This window comes from Bacillus altaicus, assembly GCF_042136375.2.
Classification (GTDB): Bacteria; Bacillota; Bacilli; order Bacillales; family Bacillaceae_G; genus Bacillus_A; species Bacillus_A cereus_U.
The window spans coordinates 3,337,552-3,355,927 of record NZ_CM143394.1 but is presented as its reverse complement, the minus strand read 5'-3'; the positions used below and the strand labels follow the sequence as shown (position 1 = coordinate 3,355,927).

Here is an 18,376-nt window from a genome sequence, read left to right as displayed (position 1 = left end):
AATATATTTCTAAAGTATTGTTCTCATTTTATACATAATTATTGAGAAAATTTCACTCACCATAAATGTGAAGGTAATAGAATTGCTCGTATAGAATTACTCGTAGATTCAATTTATCTCGTTACTTGTGGACAGTAATAGCCTTAAAGGAATGGGGTAAAGGATTCAATTTATTAGGGGGAGTGGTTTTATGTTAAACAAAAAAATGGTGGCAATGGCAATGGCAATGACTGTGCCATTAGTAATGGGGACGATTTCTACGGTTTCGGCATTGGAAAAACAACAGCAAGTAAAGCTAGAAGCTTATTCACCACAGAAAAAAGCAATTGAATATTTAAAAGGAAATGCTGCGCAGTATGGATTAAAGGCAGACCTTTCAGACTTACAATATATTTCTACAACTGAAACGTCAGTAGCTTCATATGTTAGATTCCAACAAGTAGTCAATGGTGCTCCTGTATTTTCAAAACAAATAACAGTTACTATTAATGGCCAGGGACAAGGAGTACTTGCTGTTTCTGATTACCAGGCGGTTCAAAGTGTGAAAGAAATAGCTAAAAAGATTAGTGAAAAAGATGCTGAACAAAAATCAATGGCTTATGTTGGAGGAGAAAGTGAGCAAAACTTATGGGCTCCTACTGAGAAAGAATTCGGATATATGATTGAAGAGGGAATCGCTATCCCAGTATACAAAGTTGTAGTCCATTCTAATAATCCATTTGGTGCATGGGAAACATTTATTGATGCGGAAAATGGAAAGTTAATTAAAAAGGTTGATATAAACCGAAAAGCAGAAGGAACAGGGAAAGTATTTTTACCTAATCCTGTCGTATCAAGTGGTAGTTTAGCAGGGTTAAAGGATAATAATGATGCAGATTCAGCAGCTCTAACGAATCAATTGAAAACCGTTACTCTAAAAGGTTTAGACGGTAGTGGGTTTTTAATTGGAGAGTATGTAACAATTTCATCAAAGGCGAAGACGAAATCTACTAACCTACAATTTAACTTTACACGTGCAAATGATAGCTTTGAAGATGTTATGTCATATTATCATATTGATACATTACAGCGTTACATTCAAGGAATAGGCTTTAAAAATATTAATAACCGTTCGATTAAAGTGAATGTAAATGGTACAACTGATGATAACTCATTCTATTCTCCATCAACGAAGGCTTTAACTTTCGGTACTGGCGGAGTAGATGATGCAGAAGATGCTGGCATTATTGCGCATGAATATGGACATTCTATTCAAGATAATCAAGTACCTGGCTTCGGAAGTTCACCAGAAGGCGGAGCGATGGGAGAAGGATTTGGTGATTTCTTAGGCGCAACGTATGAAGATGCGGTATCAACGACAGGTTACGGAAAAGCATGCATTGGAGAATGGGATGCGGCTGCTTACTCTAGTTCAGATCCAACGTGCTTACGCCGATTAGATACGAATAAAGTATATCCGAAAGATATAACGAATGAAGTGCATAATGATGGGGAAATATGGGCTCAAGGTCAATATGAAATGGCGCAAGCTTTTGGCCGTGATGTAGCAACAAAAATTATTTTACAATCACATTGGTCATTAACGCCAAATGCTAAATTCCGTGATGGAGCGAAGGCGATTAAACAAGCAGATGCTCTTTTATACGGCGGACAACATGCGGCTGAAATTGATCGCATTTGGGCAGCGAGAGGGATTAGTACGAATTAATTAAAAAGTCGTGGCTTTTATAAGCCACGACTTTTTAATTCACATAAGAATTGGTACTAGTAAATTAAGCTATATCAATGATAGTGTGAATATATTCTCATGCCATTTACTTTTTTGTTTCTTTAAAAACAAAATGCTCTTTAAATTTTCTAGACTCAACTTTTTGACCGTTTCTCATAGAGCGGAAAGGGTGTTCTTGCCACGTAATGATAACGTCAACCTCATCTGCTTTTGTAGAAACTGGGAAGTTAGCATGTTCAAATCCAGTTTTTCCACTTGCTAGACGACCTTCTTTTCTGGAAAAGAGTTCATACTTTGTTTTCGTATTCGGTTCATTCCGAAAAACTTCAACTTGTACATTATACACTTCACTTTTCCCGAGATTTTTTACAGAGAAATGATATGTTTGAAATACACCTTTTTTAGGTTGCAACAATTTTTCACTCGTTTTTTTCACTTCATCAATATTTACTTGCCATTGATTAGAATTTTGAGAAACCGGTAAAAATTTTGGGGAATAAGCATACGCTTCATTAACTACAACTATGCATAATAATAAGAGAAAAAAATAATGGCTTTTTTCATATGTACACCTCCGCAATAAATTTGATATTAATATGCGTGAGAAGTTGGATTTGTATGTAACAAAATGGAAATTATTATGATGTATTCTAAAAGGATATAAAAGGCTAAGTTATTTCAAAATAATTGTGTAGACAGTTCGCATTATTTATATTTAGAAGAATTTAGTTTTCGGAAAAAACCAGAAAGTTTTAAAAAAGGCTTGCGTTTTATAAATTAAAGAGATAGAATACTCTGTAAATATAAAAAGTGATGATTAGGAAAAGTACATGATGCAAGGGTCTACAGAGAGCAATCGGTTGCTGGGAAGATTACGATACCGCATGATGGAAAGACACCTGTGAGTGTTGCTTTGAACGTGATAATTAGTAAAAGCAAACGGTACCTACCGTTATCAGGGCTAAGATGGTCATTATGACAATTTGGGTGGTACCGCGGAATAATCCGTCCCTATTATAGGGGCGGATTTTTGTATTCTTTGAAAGGAGGTGAGTGACCGTGGATGATGATGACGACAACAACAATAACAACAATAACGTAAATAAAAATAAAATTAATGGAGGGAAATATAATGGATCAAATAATGAAGCGTTCACTCACACGAGAATGTACGGAGCAATGCGAAAAGATTGTATTACTACAAGGGTGGGTAAAAAAGATTCGTCATCTTGGAAATGTTAGTTTTTTATTATTAAGGGACCGAACAGGAGTTATTCAATGCGTATTAGAAAATGAATTAGCTGGATACAAAGTTGATGTTGAAAGTGTCGTTCAAGTAGTTGGTGAAATTGTAGAGACTTCGAAAACAGAATTAGGGGTTGAAGTACTCGCTCATGAAGTGAAAGTATTAAATGGTGCAGAACCACTTCCGTTTGAAATAAATAAAAAGAAGTTACAAGTTGGCTTAGATCAATTATTGAATGAGCGGGTATTATCTTTAAGACATGAGCGAACCGCGGCGATTTTTAAAGTGAAAGCTACACTTGCTCAAAGTTTTAGTGAATATTTAACAGAGAACGATTTCACACGTATATTTACTCCGAAAATTGTTTCGCAAGGGGCAGAAGGAGGCGCGAATGTTTTTAAGCTTCCATACTTCCAAAAAGAAGCTTATTTAGCCCAATCACCACAATTTTATAAACAAATGATGGTAGCGGGAGGACTCGAACGTGTTTTTGAAATTGCTCCTGTGTACCGGGCGGAACATCATAACTCTTCACGACATTTAAATGAATATATATCGTTAGACGTAGAACTTGGATTTATTCATGATTTTCATGAAGTGATGCAATTAGAAACGGATGTTTTACGATATATGTTTCAACAAGTAGCAAAAAACTGTGAAAAAGAATTACAACTACTACAAATAGAAGTACCTGTCATTACTGAAATACCTAAAATCACATTGTTAGAAGCACAAGATATTTTGAAAAATAAATACCGGAAAGAATCGCCGATTGGGGATTTAGATACAGAAGGTGAAAAGTTATTAGGGAAATATGTGAAGGAAACATATAATAGTGAATTTGTCTTTATTACACATTATCCGAAAGAAGCGCGACCGATGTATACAATACCGAATAAGGAGAACGAAGCCATAACGGATTCATTTGACCTATTATATAAAGGGTTAGAAATAACGTCAGGTGCACAGAGAATTCATCATTATGATATGTTACTTGCTTCTTTTAAAGAAAAAGGTTTACATCCAGAGAAATTTCAATCTTATTTAAATACATTCCGATATGGTTGTCCACCGCATGGCGGTTTTGGGATAGGATTAGAAAGGGTTGTGTATCGACTTTTAGAATTATCCAACGTGAGGGAAGCGAGTGCTTTTCCGAGAGATTGTACTCGTCTTATACCGTAAAAAAGAATCTTCGCGATTATCGCGAAGATTCTTTTTTAATGTTCTTTTATTTTTACACTTGGTTTAAAAAGAGGGGAATATTTACTTTTTCTTTCTCTTTTTTCTTTAGCTAAAACACTTAATAAAAGCGAGTTATCTATATAATTCACATCTTTTTCTAGTGCGCTTTGTATTCCAGATAACATCATGTATACAGTTAAATTTTCTCCTTATATTTTATTTGTAAATATTTTTTATATAATCCTATAAAAATCCTTTTCGACAAAAAAAATAATATATATCTTGACAGTTATAAATATAACCGATATAATTCATATTAATTTCAAAAGGAAATATATTCTAAATATTAAAACGTGTTGAATAGGAGTAGTAAGGTCATGTATTTGTGCAGAGAGCTATGGGTTGGTGCGACATAGTCAAATGACATCCTGAACTCGCCTAGGAGCAGTAAGGTAGAACGGAATTACATTCTTAGTAAATCTTAACGGTTAACCTTCGATATTAGGTTTGTAATCAAACGATTACTACTAAGGTGGATTCATAATGGAATCAATAAGGGTGGTACCGCGTTAAGCAAATGGCTTAGCGTCTCTTTATATAAAGAGATGCTGGGCCATTTTTTATTTTATAGAAAAAGAAATGGAGGGTTTATTTGGATAGGTTTATAAAATTCATTTATTTATATAAAAAGATTTAACTAGGAGGAAAATAGGATGAAACAGACGGAGCAATGGACTTCGAAATTAGGTTTTATAATGGCAGCAGCAGGATCAGCAATTGGACTTGGCGCAATATGGAAGTTTCCTTATATCGCTGGAAAGAGCGGGGGAGGGGCATTCTTTTTAATCTTTATATTATTTACTGTATTAATTGGACTACCGCTACTTATAGCTGAATTTATGATTGGACGCAGTACACAGAAACAAGCAGTTGGAGCATTTAAAAGTATCGCACCAAATACAGGATGGCACTGGATTGGCCGTCTGGGCGTTGGAACTTGTTTTATATTGCTATCGTTTTATAGCGTTGTAGGTGGTTGGGTTTTAATTTATTTATTCCGGGGAATAACAGGACAACTTATTACCCCAGGACAAAATTATAGTGCATTATTCACAGAGACAATTGGAAATCCTACTTGGGCCATTATCGGTCATTTTGCATTTATGTTCATTACGATATGGGTTGTATCAAAAGGTGTACAAAATGGAATTGAAAAAGCAAGTAAATATATGCTACCAGCATTGTTCGTATTATTTGTCGCTCTTATTATTCGTTCATTAACACTGGATAATGCGATGCAAGGTGTGAAGTTTTTCTTACAACCAGATTTCTCAAAGATTACTTCAGAAAGTATTTTGTTCGCAATGGGCCAATCATTCTTTGCGATTAGTATCGGAATATCAATTATGGTTACGTATAGTTCCTATTTAAATGAAAAAGAAAGTTTACCAAAATCAGCAATAACAATTGTTGGATTGAATTTATTCGTCTCTTTATTTGCAGGGCTTGCCATTTTCCCAGCAGTATTTTCATTAGGAATGGAGCCGACGGAAGGGCCTGGATTACTATTTATCGTATTACCATCTGTATTTAGTCAAATTCCATTCGGTGGATTGTTCTTAACAGTATTTCTTGCGCTATTTACATTTGCCACATTAACATCGGCATTTTCTCTACTAGAGACGGTTGTTTCAGCATTAGCAAATGGTGAACAAGAAAGAAGAACTAAACTATCATGGATCATTGGTTTCTGTATTTTCTTAGTAGGTATACCATCTGCGTTATCATTTGGAGTATGGAGTGATATTACGATTTTTGGAAAGAATATTTTTGATGCGGTAGACTTTTTATCTAGTAATATATTAATGCCACTTGGAGCGTTATTTATTAGTATCTTCGTATCATTCAAAATGGAAAAGAAAGTGTTAGAAGCAGAATTTTTTGTAGGCGGAAATTACGGAAAAAAAGTATTCACTTGTTGGGCATTTTTACTTCGATTTATAGCACCACTTGCCATAATCATCGTCTTTTTAAATGTAATAGGGATTATATAAGAATAAATGTTATAATATTCAGTAAAAAGAGAGGTGATGATCATAAAAACGAACTTGATTGAAGAAAAGAAACACATGAACATTCGAGGGAAAAAGCTATATGTTGAAACACATGGAAATCCTAAAAATAAACCGGTATTATATTTGCACGGTGGTCCAGGAGAGAGCTGTTATAATTTTTCATTTCATCAAGCAGTACGATTAAAAGATTCCTTATATGTAATTATGATAGATCAAAGAGGAGTTTGTCGATCAGAAGGAATTACTGAGGAAGAACCTTTTGGATTAAATGATTTAGTTGAAGACTGTGAGGAAATAAGAAAACTATTACAAATTGAGAAATGGTCTGTAATCGGGCACTCTTTCGGTGGATATTTAGCGTTGTTATATGCGTCGATGTATCCAAATTCAATAGAGAAAATAATATTTGAAGGTCCGACTTTCGATTTTGCATTAACAAGTAGGGCCTTACTACAAAAGACAGGAACTTTATTAAAAAAGTATGGAAAAGAATTAGCGGCAGAAGACTGTTTTGCTTATTTATCTAATAATGCTAGTTCAGAAGAGTTGTTAGAAGCTTATATAAGAGTAAGCGCTGAATTAGAAGAAAAAAGAATGGAGATTTACAATTATAAGGAAGATGAGACAGACGATAGTTTATATAGTGATGAAGTGTGGGAAGTATTTTCAAATCGTTCCAAAATCCATTTTGATAGATTAAAATCAGAGGGAGCATGTCATACGTCATTATTATCAAAATTAAAGGAAGTAAACAATCCGATGTTATTAATTGTAGGAAAACACGATGTAGTAACGTGTGAAAAACAAATTGAAACATTTAATAATGATGCGCCAAATGGGAAGTATATTGTATTTGAAGAAAGTGGTCATACACCACATTATGAGGAAGCAGATCGATTTGCTGAAACAGTTATTCGTTTTTTGAAATAAAAAAGAAAGGGTGCTTCGTATAATTCGAAGCACCCTTTTTAAATTTCGGGATAAGTGATTGTAATGTTAGGCCATTTACTTTGCCAATTCTTTTTATTAACCCTATTTTTATACATATGTATTCGTTCTTTCGCTTCAAGAAAATGGGCTGTAGGCTTCACTTGTAATGAAAGTACATCTTCAATTCCGCACGGGGATGTTAATATGACATTGTTTTGCTCGTCAAGCGTAACTCCTAAAGCGGTTGCTGTTTCAGGAAATTTAGAAATAGCATCAACAGAAGAAGAGTATGGTGGCATTCCATTCACTACATGCATGCGAGTTTGATTTTTTACTGACCAAGGGATAGTAGCATCCATATTCATTAGTTTCGTTTCTAACGATTGTTCGCACACCTCATCTTTATGTAATGGATCATAATAAATGACATCGACATCTGGTGTAGCCGTTCTTATTTCGTAGTTATGCAAAGTATCCCAAATTTTAGAACGGACAAACCCGGCACAAATCCACCAATCAGGTAGCTCTAGTGATTTCGCCATTTGTAATACATTCATCATCCACGGATCATTTTGTATCAATTGGATAATATCTTGTTCGGTTTTAATAGTCATTTGATAGTACACCTACTTTTTTAGAGAGTGAATTAATGCATAAGCTCAATAATCCATAAAATCCAGTAAGCACCAGGTACAAATAAAAGCTGAGCTAATAATGTACCGAGAAGTCTAGAAATCATAAGCCAGCCATACATTTTACTCATTGCTTCAGCACCCTTTTCTGATTGTAAAGCTCGCTCTGTTAAAAGAGCAATGCGTGGATCGAGTAGCACTGTTAATAAAATGGTAGCAAAACCATTAACAAGGCCAGAAGCTGTACTTGCATTTGTTGCGTAATCTGGGTTTAAAAAGGAAGCGTAAAGGGCTGAAAGGACACCCGCTGTATAAATTGCAGTTGCAAACATGTTGATAAGCATAATACGCTTTGGGATGCCACCGATCCGCATTCGATGAATCATTTCGAATTTTGGAAAGCGTACATATTTTTTTGTGTATTTTAATTTTTGAATGTTATTCGTCTTCATCATTCGAATGAATGAACCATTCGTTTCAAAGTTTTGAATAACGTATCCAAATAGCTTTGTCAAAGTTGGATAGAGTATAATCGCGAGCAATGTACCGACAGAAGCAGATAATAGAACGAGCCGTATAATATGCTCTAAATCAATAGAAGAATCTAGCTTTGCTTCATCGACAATACCACCAATTAAAAAAGCTTGTAGTAAGTTAGATGTTCTTGAAATAAGTAGTACCATTCCTACGATGGATAAGGCAACGACAATCTTTTTTAAACGGACACCAGCTAATCGAATACTATAAGAGCTAGTTTCAACTGCATGGATAACAATTGTGAAAGCCATTATAAAAATTAACGTAATTGACATGTGTTTCACCAGTTTCTATTAAATTAATTATAACTTTTTCACTTTATCATATCTTTTATATTTTGTAATTGAAAGTATGGGAGACAGAAAAAGTGATTTTCTGAAAAGGTGGATAATGATGTTATAGTAAAGATGCAAGTAGGAGAATGCCTTTAATGGGTTATATATAAAATAAGTGGGGGAAAGAAATATGTATACGACATTTCTTTTTGATTTGGATGGAACATTAACTGATCCGAAAGAAGGGATTATAAATTCTGTTCTATACGCGTTAGAAAAAATCGGGATTGAAGAAGTAAATATAAGCGAGTTAGATTCATTTATCGGCCCACCAATACAACAATCTTTTGTAGATAGATATAATATGAATGAAATAGAAGTAGAACGTGCGGTGTTTTATTTTCGGGAATATTTAAAGCGAAGTGGTTTATTAGAGAATAAAGTATACGATGGAATTCCAATCCTATTGCAAGAATTAAAGGATGCTGGCAATCGTTTGTTTGTAGCAACTTCAAAGCCTACTGTATTTGCGAAACAAGTAATAGAGCACTTTCAGTTAACATCTTTTTTTGAAGAGATTGTTGGGAGCAATTTAGATGGGACAAGAATAAAAAAGGAAGAAATAATTGCTCATATTTTACAAACAAATGAAGAACTTCAAAAAGAAGAAATGGTGATGATTGGTGATAGAAAGCATGACGTAATCGGTGCGAACAGTAACGGAATTGCTTCAATAGGTGTATTGTATGGATATGGTAATGAGAATGAATTGAGTGATGCTGGGGCGAGTCATATAGTGAAAGATGTCGAAGAGTTACAAAGATTTTGTATAGAGAATAGTACGATAAAACTATAGAAATAGAACCTAGAAATCCCTTTATAACATATGACGATGAAATCGTTTTTGTTTAAAGGGATTTTTCATATGTAATCGAATACTTATAATTAGACATTTTTAGCATGAAAAATTTGTAATAAAAAGAGGAGGAATGTCATGACATAAAAGGGTTCGAAATACTAGTGAAAGTTCGTTGTTAAAAGATTGAATTTTCAGTTTAAAAGGAGGGTTATAATTGGAGCTAGTTATTATTTTATTAGCACTTAGTTTACTCATGTTTGTAGCATATAAAGGATTTTCTGTAATATTATTCGCACCGATTTTTGCATTATTTGCGGTATTTTTGACAGAGCCTAGTTTTGTATTACCTTTCTTTTCAAATATTTTCATGGAGAAAATGGTAGGATTTATTAAATTATATTTCCCTGTGTTTTTACTTGGAGCAATATTTGGAAAAGTAGTAGAAATGTCAGGAATCGCTGATTCCATCGCAAAGACGATTGTAGAGTTAGTTGGGGAAAAACGTACAATTTTAGCGATTGTTTTAATGGGAGCTATTTTAACGTATAGCGGTGTTAGTGTGTATGTAGTGGTATTCGCTATATTTCCGTTTGCGGCGAAGTTGTTTCGACAAGCGGATATTCCAAAGCGTTTAATCCCTGGCACAATCGTTCTTGGAGCAGCAACATTTACAATGGATGCGCTTCCTGGATCGCCACAAATTCAAAACGTAATACCTACAACATTTTTTAAAACGGATATTTATGCAGCACCGATACTAGGTATTTTAGGAGCAATCTTTGTTTTAACGTTAGGTTTACTATATTTAGAAAGTAGACGTAAGAAGGCAAAAGCAGCAGGAGAAGGGTATTTTGGTTTTAACGATGGAAATTCTGAAATGGCAGCATCTTTGCAATTAGAACAAAAGGATATACCGATATTAAGCAGTATTGAAATCACAAGAGTACAGCAAGTAATTGCGTTTGTACCACTTATTTTAGTAGGTGTAATGAATAAAGTTTTCACAATCATGATACCAAAGTGGTATCCAAATGGCTTTGATTTCTCAGCTATTGGTATGAAAGCATTTGGAAAAGTTGAATTAAGTGCGGTAGTTGGGATCTGGTCTGTGGAATTGGCACTTATTATAGGGATTTTATCAACGCTTTTATTATATTGGAAACGAGTAGTAACTGGATTTCAAGCTGGATTGAATACAAGTATTGGTGGAGCGCTACTTGCAACAATGAATACAGGCGCGGAGTTTGGATTTGGTGGTGTTATTGCAGCACTTCCAGGTTTTGCAATTATGAGAGATAGCATCTCTGCAACTTTCACGAATCCATTAGTGAATGGGGCAGTAACGACGAATATTTTAGCTGGAATTACTGGGTCAGCATCAGGCGGAATGGGAATTGTTTTAAGTGCGATGGGAGATAAATTTATTGCAGCGGCCAATCAATATGATATTCCGTTAGAAGTTATGCACCGCATTGTATCAATGGCATCAGGTGGAATGGATACATTACCGCATAATGGTGCAATTATTACTATTCTAACAGTAACAGGTTTAACACATAAACAGTCATATAAAGATATATTTGCTATTACAATTTTGAAAACGGTCGCTGTATTTGCAGTCATCGCGTTCTATACTTTAACAGGAATCTATTAATACTAGTTAGTATATGAAAAGAAAAGATTTATCAGATTGATATTTTACATAATAAAATATTTATTGTAACTACTCAGTCACTCTATGAAAAACAGGCAGAAAAGCATTTTTTTAGTTGATTGAGAGAGGACCTGGCTATGTATAGGAGCGGTCAGGGCCTTTTCCTGCCACGCGCAAAGTTTTAAAACAAAGAAGGTAGCAAGGTGTAGGGCCATTTTTATCTTCATGGCAACAATCTATATGCTGAAAAATAAAAATAACTTTCTATAGTTAATAAGGAGCTTATTTCAGCTGGAATAATACTCTTTATTAAACTTCTAAATGAAATGTATGGCTGAGTAGTTGCAAATATTTATTATAGATAGAAGGGGTGGAGTACTTGCAAGAAGTTGCTGAGTTTCGTATGCCGAAGTCTGTATTATATGGGAGAAATTCGTTTGAAAAACTAGGGGATCAATCAAGAAAGTTAGGGAAAAGGGCTTTTATTGTAAGTGATACAATTATGGAGAAGTTGGGTTATGTTGAAAGATGTGTGGATCACTTAAATGCGAAAGGGATTACTGTTATTACGTACAATGAAGTAAATACTGAGCCTACAAATTTACATGTATTAGAAGCGTTATCTATTTGTAAAGAAGGAAAATGCGATTTTATCATAGGTATTGGCGGAGGAAGTTGTATTGATGTTGCGAAAGCAGTAGCAGTGTTATATACAAATGGTGGAGAAATTGAAGATTACGTCCAAAAGGATATAGAAATAGAATACAATCCACTACCGCTAATCGCAATCCCAACAACTTCTGGTACTGGATCGGAAGTAACAAGTGTAGCAGTAATTACGAATAAAAAAACAGATGTGAAAATGATGATAAAACATCCAAGCTTTACCCCTCATGTTGCGATAATAGACCCGATTTTTACAAGTTCGGTACCACCTCATATTACTGCAGCAACGGGAGTAGATGCATTATGCCATGCAATTGAAGCTTATATTTCTAAAGTTTCACAACCTCTTACAGATGTTCTTGCTCTTTCAGCTATTGAAAGTATTATGAAATATTTACGTATCGCATATGGAGATGGAGATAATATGGAAGCAAGGGAAGCAATGATGATTGCTTCATTACAAGCGGGGATAGCTTTTTCAAATGCATCTGTTACATTAGTTCATGGTATGTCCCGTCCAGTGGGAGCAATATTCCATGTACCACATGGAATATCGAATGCAATACTATTACCTACAGTTTTAGAGTTTACAAAAATGAGTGCAGTACAAAGGTTAGCGGAAGTAGGACGTAGCTTAAACAAAGATTTGTATTCCCATTCTGATGAAGAAGTAGCGAATTATACCATTGCTGAAATTAAGAAACTTTGTTTTGATCTTTGTATTCCTAATTTAAGAGAATACGGAATTGATGAAGTTGAATTTGAAAATGCTATTTCTAAAATGGCGAAAGATGCTATCGGAAGTGGGAGTCCAAGTAACAATCCACGAGTTCCATCTTATGATGAAATAAAAGAGCTCTATCGAAAATGCTTTGATTATAAATATGAGGTTACTGTAAGGTTAATTTTCTGAATATTCATTAATTATTTCCGTGGAAATGAAAAGTAACTTTTAATAAATGGTTATAAAACTATTTATTATATTTCAGTAGAACATTATTTATTGTGTATAAATTATAGTATGAATTACACGTTTTAAAATATTATTTTGAAGGAGAATATATGAAATTAATAGGTCTTATTGGCGGAATGAGCTGTGAGTCATCTACTGAGTATTACAAAAAGATATATAATTTTATTATGTAAACAAAAACGTGTAAGTGGAAAACATTCAGAAAATACTCTATAATGTAAGTGGTTACATTTAAGGGGGAATGCGGATGCTTTCAGTTCAACCAATCGCATTTGTACATAATGAAAGAATGGAAATAAAAGATGATGAGTGGGGAGATGTAAGATCCTGTATTACTTTAACTGATATGTATACAGAGGAAAGTATACAAGGGATCGAAGAGTTTTCTCATATTGAAGTTATTTTCTATTTTCATAAAGCAACAGATGAACAAATTCAATATTCTGCTAGACACCCTAGAAATAATAGTAATTATCCAAAAGTAGGGATTTTTGCACAGCGTGGAAAAAATCGTCCGAACCGAATAGGAGCGACAATTGTTAAATTGATAAGAAGAGATGGAAAAACAATTGTTGTTGAAGGATTAGACGCAATCGATGGTACACCTATATTGGATATTAAGCCTGTTATGAAAGAATTTATACCGAGAGAAGAAATAAAGCAGCCTAAATGGGCAACAGATATTATGAAACAGTATTGGAAGGGGAACGGAGTAAAATGAGAATATATGAAGCAACAATTGCAGATTTAGATGGACTAGCATCTGTTTTTAATAACTATCGCGTATTTTATCGACAAGATTCCGATATTGAAGGAGCAAAATTATTTTTACGAAATCGATTTGAGCGAAAAGAGTCAGTCATTTTCGTGGCTGTTGAAAACGGAGAATATATTGGATTCACGCAATTATATCCTTCATTTTCTTCCATTTCGATGAAAGAATTATGGATTTTAAATGATCTGTTTGTACAAGAGGCAAAGCGTGGAGCCGGAACAGGTAAAAAATTATTAGAAGCTGCTAAAGAATTCGCCTTAGAAAATGGCGCAAAAGGTGTAAAATTACAAACAGAGATTGATAATTTATCAGCTCAGCGATTATACGCTGAAAATGGATACTTGAGAGATAATCGTTATTTTCATTATGAATTAACTTTTTGAAATATATATAGTTAAATGAGACGTTTTCAAAGTGAAGACGTCTCATTTAATTTTTTTATTGATGATTTAAAATCCAATTTGTAGCGTCTTCAAAGTTTTCTGCAATGTAATTCGGCTCAATATGTGCCCATTTGTCTCGGAACGTATGTAAAGCATCATATCCAGCACCAGTTCGAACTAATATTGTTGTTGCATTTACTTTTGCACCAGCAACAACATCAGTCCAGCGATCACCGATTACAGCGCATTTTGTTAAATCAAGCCTATGTTTTTCTGCTGCTTGCAGGAGCATACCTGTGCTCGGTTTGCGGCATTCACATCCATCACCATGTTTATGAGGACAAAGGTAAATATCATCAAAACCAAACTCTTTTAATTCTTGAACAAAATCATTCACAGTTGCTTTTCCATCCGCGATACCTGGTTGATTCGTAAAAGAGAATAGTTTAATATTTTGAGCTTTTAACTTTTGTAAAGATTCCTTTGTAAAAGGAAATAATGTGAAAGAACCTGGATAATGTATTGTAGTATCACCGCCAATTGTTCCGTCACGATCAATGAAAATAGCTTCAATGTTTTTCATAGTTACAGTCCTTTCAATTTAAATTAAAAACTACAAATATTAAATATTCTCTTGAAATATGCTTTTTCCTGCTACCGAAACAAATATATCAGAAGTGATATAATACTAAATTAAGAGGGATATGTTATCATTTTCCTTGATTGTAATGTAATTGGAAAGAAGGTAAGTATTATGTTAGAGGTGAATATCCGCTCAGCCGGATATGAAATTGGTGAAAAGACAGTTCATGATATTGCATTTGCAATTGAAAAAGGCGAGTTAGTGGCTCTTATTGGTGCAAATGGCGCAGGAAAGAGTACGACAATTAAATCGATACTCGGTTTGCTTGTCAATATGGATGGTGAAATCTCGTTTGGTGAAAAGAAAAATCCATATGCATATGTACCGGAGCATCCCACTTATTATGATTATTTAACTCTGTGGGAGCATATTGAATTATTAATGGCGGCTTGTGGAAATGAAGTGGGAAATTGGGAGGACAAAGCAAGGGAATTATTACATACGTTTCGAATGGAAAAACATATACACGAATACATATCAAAATTTTCAAAAGGTATGAAACAAAAATCGATGCTAATATTAGCATTTTTAACAGAGCCAGATTTCTATATTATTGATGAGCCTTTTATCGGTTCAGTAGCCACGAAAGACTTTTTGAATTACTTATATAAAGAAAAAGAGCGAGGAGCAGGTATATTACTTTGTACGCACGTGCTGGATACAGCTGAAAGAATTTGTGAAAGATTTTTACTCATTTCGCAAGGTACATTAGTAGCAGATGGGCATTTAGAGGCGATCCAATCGTTAGCAGAAATGCCAGGAAGTACACTGTTAGATTGTTTCGATGCAATTGTAAGGCGGGAACAGCATGATTAAACAACAGTTTAATAAAAGGTTACGTCATGAATTGCAAAGAAAATGGAAGTCGATTCGTTCTGTAACAGATTGGACAGTCGCATTATATATTATTATTCCAGCACTTATATTTGCGGGGATCTACTATCGTTCACTATGGATGAAAGAATTATCAATGGAAGAGACCGTTTATTTTGGATTAGGTTTACTTGCATTTTACTTTGTTACATTTTCAAGAGGAGTGCGCTCATTTTTTGAACAAGCAGATAGCTTATTTTTAATTTCGTACCCAAATCATATGCGAAGATTAATGAAGCTTGGCATGATATATACGTTAATTCGGATTGCAATAACGAACGCAATTGTAGTATTCATTATGTTGCCTATATTGATGAAAAGTATGGGAGCGACAATTATACAAATCGTACTGCTTTGGATTTTCTTTACTGTTTTTCGATTTATGCTATCTTTGTTGACGAGATTCATAAATGTACGTGTGGGGAAACGATGGGTTGTATTGATTATAAAAGATGTTATATTTTCTTTTAGTTTGATTTTTTTTGGAATCAGTGTATTTTTTATTTATAAAAATCCATTGTATTCCATATTGTTTATCGGTCTAGCAGCTTTATTTACTATAGTCTTGGTAAAAGAAAAGATGAATTATAAAAAATTCTTTTTTAAAGAAGTTGAGAAAGAAAAAGAAGAAAGTATGCGTTGGACGGTAGGGATTATGCAAGTTGGTGGCCATGCTGCGAAGCCAAGTAGTTCGAATAAAAAACCGTGGATGTTCCCTCGTTCTAAAAAGATATTAGGAAAAAAATCTGATTCGCGTATTGTAGAAGCTTTTTTAAAAGAATTTTTGCGTACAAGTAGTGCTTTAATATTTTATGTTCAAATTGTATGTATAAGTACTGTAAGTATTATCGTGACTCCGCAGTGGATAACAGCTATTATTCTTGTATTTGCTATAGTTGCTATTTCTCGCTATGCGCGTGATTATTGGAATGAATTTACGAAGAAAATGTTTCTACATTTATATTGTGATGAAGGAGAATTACTATTATTAAGGTGGAAGGCGGATCGTTATTTGCTCCTTCCAGTCGTATTTATGTACGCAACAGTCATCCTCTCACAGTTTTATTTATTGCCAGCAGTAATTATTGGAGTTATTTTTATAGTATTCATTGGTTGGATTGTATTTTTACCATAGAAAAAGAGCCGGAAATGGCTCTTTTTCTAGTCTGTAACACACTGATAAATAAAATATACTAAAAGGAGTATGCTTGCGGCGGAATACACGACATCTAAAGTCATCTGATCGCCTCCTCATTGTTGTTGTATTTCTAGTGTATGAAATCTTACAATTTCATATTCAAGTGAAAAAAATGTGAACGTTAACAAATTTGTAAAGTGCAAAAATTACAATCATTTTGTATAATAGAAGAAACAACCGTTATATAAAATATAATGAGTGAAAGGGGAGGGAACATAAATGCCAAATTGGTTTAGAAAAACCTTAGTCGCATTAATTACCGTATTTACGTTTGGTTTAGTGACGCCTCCTTCCATATTACTTGATAATGCCAAAGCTGCGGACAAGCCTACGAGCACAGCTGGGCAACAAAATTTGGAGAGTACGTCCTATACATATGAAGAAACGAATGATAGGTTAACCACCGATACTTTTGTTAACTATGCGATGCAAGAAGCAGAGAAGCAATCTATGCAAAAATTCGGCTCTAAAATTGGGCCTGTAATTGAAGATGAATTTAAAGATGTTGTATTACCTAAAATTGAAGAGGCAATCGCGGAACTTGCAAATGATGTGCCAGAAGAATCGTTACAATCATTAGCAATTTCTCAAAGACCAGCTGGCGGAAATAATGAAAAGATTTTTCATGTTTATGACACGAAATCAGGAAATGACTTACTGCGATTTCATGTAAGGAGAGATCATCCACCGCAAGATGGATATTATTTTAATTTCCACTATCATCGTTTTGATGATGGATACTCAGGACACCATGAGTTAGGAAATATTTATTGGAATACGAATGTACCGCCGAAATGGTTGTCTTAATGAAGAACAAGAGAAAATCTTGTTCTTTTTTTATGTGTATGAAAGGGTAAGACATTTATGTTGTTGAATAACATAGGTTTAGGAAAAAAACAAAGGGAGTCTGGGAATGCAAAAATACATTGTTTTTGACTTTGATGGCACATTAGTAGATTCACAAAAGATATTTGTACCAATTTATAATCAACTTGCTGAAAAGCATGGATATAAGACAGTTAGTGAGGAAGAGATTGAGCCTTTACGAAAACTGACTATTGCTGAAAGATGTAAAAAACTCGATGTGCCACTGTATAAACTTCCTATATTGGCGCTAGAGTTTTATAAATTATATCAACCTGCTATAAAAGATCTCGTTTTATTCCATGGGATGAAGGATGTTTTAGATGAATTACATAAAAAAGGCTACGGGATTGCGGTTATATCTTCGAACTCAGAAGAGCATATTAGGGCATTTTTACATAATAATGGCATAGAAAATATTCAAGAAGTGTATTGTTCTAAAAATTTGTTTGGTAAAGATAAAATGATAAAAAGATTTTTAAAGTCGAAAAAGCTCACAGAACAAGATATGTTGTATGTCGGTGATGAACAACGTGATATTGCAGCTTGTAAAAAAGCTGGTGTGAATGTGATTTGGGTTTCGTGGGGGTATGACGTAATTGAGACGGTAAAGGGAGACGCGCCAGATTATATGGTTAATACGCCAGGGAAATTGTGCAAGTAGTACAGGCGGCACATTCTTAATATAAATAAACTTCGAGCAGGTATTCTTCATATTGTATTAGAAGACCATAAAAATTTTGAATTATCAAAGCCAACCTGGTTTGATAGTGAAATGATGCATAGAAAATAAGGATAGCAAGCAGGTGGGAAATCTCACACCTGCTATTTGTAAATAACTCATGAGATAATCTCTTTACATACTATATAGGTAGTTTT

At 34.2% G+C, this 18,376-nt stretch carries 16 protein-coding genes, 1 pseudogene and 2 other annotated features; of the genes and pseudogenes, 13 read left to right on the top strand and 4 right to left on the bottom strand.

The annotated features are described in order from the left end of the window. Positions 1 to 190: 190 nt before the first annotated feature. A complete protein-coding gene (locus ACE38F_RS17410) occupies positions 191 to 1,708 on the top strand; it encodes a M36 family metallopeptidase (RefSeq protein ID WP_375369324.1) in 1,518 nt (505 codons plus the stop codon). Between the two features lie 106 nt (positions 1,709 to 1,814). Here the strand turns inward: ACE38F_RS17410 and ACE38F_RS17405 are convergent, their stop codons facing one another. Next, positions 1,815 to 2,309 carry a hypothetical protein gene (locus ACE38F_RS17405; protein ID WP_375369323.1) on the bottom strand — a complete coding sequence of 165 codons (495 nt, stop codon included), beginning with the start codon at positions 2,307 to 2,309 and terminating at the stop codon, positions 1,815 to 1,817. 224 nt (positions 2,310 to 2,533) lie between these two features. Beyond that, positions 2,534 to 2,745: a binding site (T-box leader), on the top strand. 116 nt (positions 2,746 to 2,861) lie between these two features. On the opposite strand from ACE38F_RS17405, the gene aspS reads away from it, so the two are divergent. The 3 genes from aspS (at position 2,862) to ACE38F_RS17390 (ending at position 7,165) form a co-directional block, all read left to right on the top strand. After that, on the top strand, positions 2,862 to 4,160 hold the full coding sequence (gene aspS / locus ACE38F_RS17400; RefSeq protein WP_375369321.1) for an aspartate--tRNA(Asn) ligase: 1,299 nt from the start codon (positions 2,862 to 2,864) through the stop codon (positions 4,158 to 4,160). 347 nt (positions 4,161 to 4,507) lie between these two features. Next, positions 4,508 to 4,756: a binding site (T-box leader), on the top strand. Between the two features lie 117 nt (positions 4,757 to 4,873). Continuing rightward, on the top strand, positions 4,874 to 6,214 hold the full coding sequence (locus ACE38F_RS17395; RefSeq protein WP_375369320.1) for a sodium-dependent transporter: 1,341 nt from the start codon (positions 4,874 to 4,876) through the stop codon (positions 6,212 to 6,214). Positions 6,215 to 6,250: 36 nt separating this feature from the next. Further along, positions 6,251 to 7,165, top strand: coding sequence for an alpha/beta fold hydrolase (locus tag ACE38F_RS17390; protein WP_375369319.1), 915 nt, complete (start codon positions 6,251 to 6,253; stop codon positions 7,163 to 7,165). Between the two features lie 38 nt (positions 7,166 to 7,203). Here the strand turns inward: ACE38F_RS17390 and ACE38F_RS17385 are convergent, their stop codons facing one another. Both ACE38F_RS17385 and ACE38F_RS17380 read right to left on the bottom strand, forming a co-directional pair. Further along, positions 7,204 to 7,779 (bottom strand): nucleotidyltransferase family protein, encoded by a 576-nt coding sequence (locus ACE38F_RS17385; protein ID WP_375369318.1) that lies wholly within the window; start codon positions 7,777 to 7,779, stop codon positions 7,204 to 7,206. Positions 7,780 to 7,811: 32 nt separating this feature from the next. Further along, entirely contained in the window at positions 7,812 to 8,609 is a 798-nt protein-coding gene (locus ACE38F_RS17380; RefSeq protein ID WP_341306878.1) for a lipid II flippase family protein, read from the bottom strand. Between the two features lie 190 nt (positions 8,610 to 8,799). Between ACE38F_RS17380 and ACE38F_RS17375 the strand changes: the two genes are divergently transcribed. The 5 genes from ACE38F_RS17375 to ACE38F_RS17355 all read left to right on the top strand — a co-directional run bounded on the left by ACE38F_RS17375 (position 8,800) and on the right by ACE38F_RS17355 (position 13,919). Beyond that, positions 8,800 to 9,465 (top strand): HAD family hydrolase, encoded by a 666-nt coding sequence (locus ACE38F_RS17375; protein WP_375369316.1) that lies wholly within the window; start codon positions 8,800 to 8,802, stop codon positions 9,463 to 9,465. A gap of 217 nt (positions 9,466 to 9,682) precedes the next feature. After that, a complete protein-coding gene (locus tag ACE38F_RS17370) occupies positions 9,683 to 11,122 on the top strand; it encodes a GntP family permease (protein ID WP_375369315.1) in 1,440 nt (479 codons plus the stop codon). 379 nt (positions 11,123 to 11,501) lie between these two features. After that, positions 11,502 to 12,701 carry an iron-containing alcohol dehydrogenase gene (locus ACE38F_RS17365; RefSeq protein WP_215556199.1) on the top strand — a complete coding sequence of 400 codons (1,200 nt, stop codon included), beginning with the start codon at positions 11,502 to 11,504 and terminating at the stop codon, positions 12,699 to 12,701. 307 nt (positions 12,702 to 13,008) lie between these two features. Continuing rightward, complete coding sequence (gene tsaA, locus ACE38F_RS17360; RefSeq protein WP_375369314.1) at positions 13,009 to 13,482, top strand: tRNA (N6-threonylcarbamoyladenosine(37)-N6)-methyltransferase TrmO; 474 nt, start codon at positions 13,009 to 13,011, stop codon at positions 13,480 to 13,482. Then, positions 13,479 to 13,919: a GNAT family N-acetyltransferase gene (locus tag ACE38F_RS17355; RefSeq protein ID WP_341306873.1), complete on the top strand. Its 441-nt coding sequence runs from the start codon at positions 13,479 to 13,481 to the stop codon at positions 13,917 to 13,919. Before tsaA ends, ACE38F_RS17355 begins: the two co-directional genes overlap by 4 nt. A 55-nt stretch (positions 13,920 to 13,974) precedes the next feature. Here the strand turns inward: ACE38F_RS17355 and ACE38F_RS17350 are convergent, their stop codons facing one another. Next, positions 13,975 to 14,502, bottom strand: a complete 528-nt coding sequence (locus ACE38F_RS17350) for an HAD-IIIA family hydrolase (protein WP_375369312.1) — start codon at positions 14,500 to 14,502, stop codon at positions 13,975 to 13,977. Positions 14,503 to 14,673: 171 nt separating this feature from the next. On the opposite strand from ACE38F_RS17350, the gene ACE38F_RS17345 reads away from it, so the two are divergent. From ACE38F_RS17345 to ACE38F_RS17330, 4 genes and pseudogenes are all read left to right on the top strand, one after another. Continuing rightward, positions 14,674 to 15,378: an ABC transporter ATP-binding protein gene (locus tag ACE38F_RS17345; protein WP_375369311.1), complete on the top strand. Its 705-nt coding sequence runs from the start codon at positions 14,674 to 14,676 to the stop codon at positions 15,376 to 15,378. Next, a complete protein-coding gene (locus ACE38F_RS17340; protein ID WP_375369310.1) occupies positions 15,371 to 16,570 on the top strand; it encodes an ABC transporter permease in 1,200 nt (399 codons plus the stop codon). Before ACE38F_RS17345 ends, ACE38F_RS17340 begins: the two co-directional genes overlap by 8 nt. A gap of 282 nt (positions 16,571 to 16,852) precedes the next feature. Then, positions 16,853 to 17,440, top strand: a complete 588-nt coding sequence (locus ACE38F_RS17335; RefSeq protein ID WP_002031682.1) for a YpjP family protein — start codon at positions 16,853 to 16,855, stop codon at positions 17,438 to 17,440. Between the two features lie 106 nt (positions 17,441 to 17,546). Next, positions 17,547 to 18,181, top strand: a pseudogene (locus ACE38F_RS17330) (HAD family hydrolase). Positions 18,182 to 18,376 lie beyond the last annotated feature (195 nt).

Coding starts and splice junctions, on each gene's coding strand:
- ACE38F_RS17410 (WP_375369324.1), top strand. CDS start 191: ATGTTAAACAAAAAAATGGTGGCAATGGCAATGGCAATGACTGTGCCA.
- aspS (WP_375369321.1), top strand. CDS start 2,862: ATGGATCAAATAATGAAGCGTTCACTCACACGAGAATGTACGGAGCAA.
- ACE38F_RS17395 (WP_375369320.1), top strand. CDS start 4,874: ATGAAACAGACGGAGCAATGGACTTCGAAATTAGGTTTTATAATGGCA.
- ACE38F_RS17390 (WP_375369319.1), top strand. CDS start 6,251: ATGATCATAAAAACGAACTTGATTGAAGAAAAGAAACACATGAACATT.
- ACE38F_RS17385 (WP_375369318.1), bottom strand. CDS start 7,779: ATGACTATTAAAACCGAACAAGATATTATCCAATTGATACAAAATGAT.
- ACE38F_RS17380 (WP_341306878.1), bottom strand. CDS start 8,609: ATGTCAATTACGTTAATTTTTATAATGGCTTTCACAATTGTTATCCAT.
- ACE38F_RS17375 (WP_375369316.1), top strand. CDS start 8,800: ATGTATACGACATTTCTTTTTGATTTGGATGGAACATTAACTGATCCG.
- tsaA (WP_375369314.1), top strand. CDS start 13,009: ATGCTTTCAGTTCAACCAATCGCATTTGTACATAATGAAAGAATGGAA.
- ACE38F_RS17355 (WP_341306873.1), top strand. CDS start 13,479: ATGAGAATATATGAAGCAACAATTGCAGATTTAGATGGACTAGCATCT.
- ACE38F_RS17350 (WP_375369312.1), bottom strand. CDS start 14,502: ATGAAAAACATTGAAGCTATTTTCATTGATCGTGACGGAACAATTGGC.
- ACE38F_RS17345 (WP_375369311.1), top strand. CDS start 14,674: ATGTTAGAGGTGAATATCCGCTCAGCCGGATATGAAATTGGTGAAAAG.
- ACE38F_RS17340 (WP_375369310.1), top strand. CDS start 15,371: ATGATTAAACAACAGTTTAATAAAAGGTTACGTCATGAATTGCAAAGA.
- ACE38F_RS17335 (WP_002031682.1), top strand. CDS start 16,853: ATGCCAAATTGGTTTAGAAAAACCTTAGTCGCATTAATTACCGTATTT.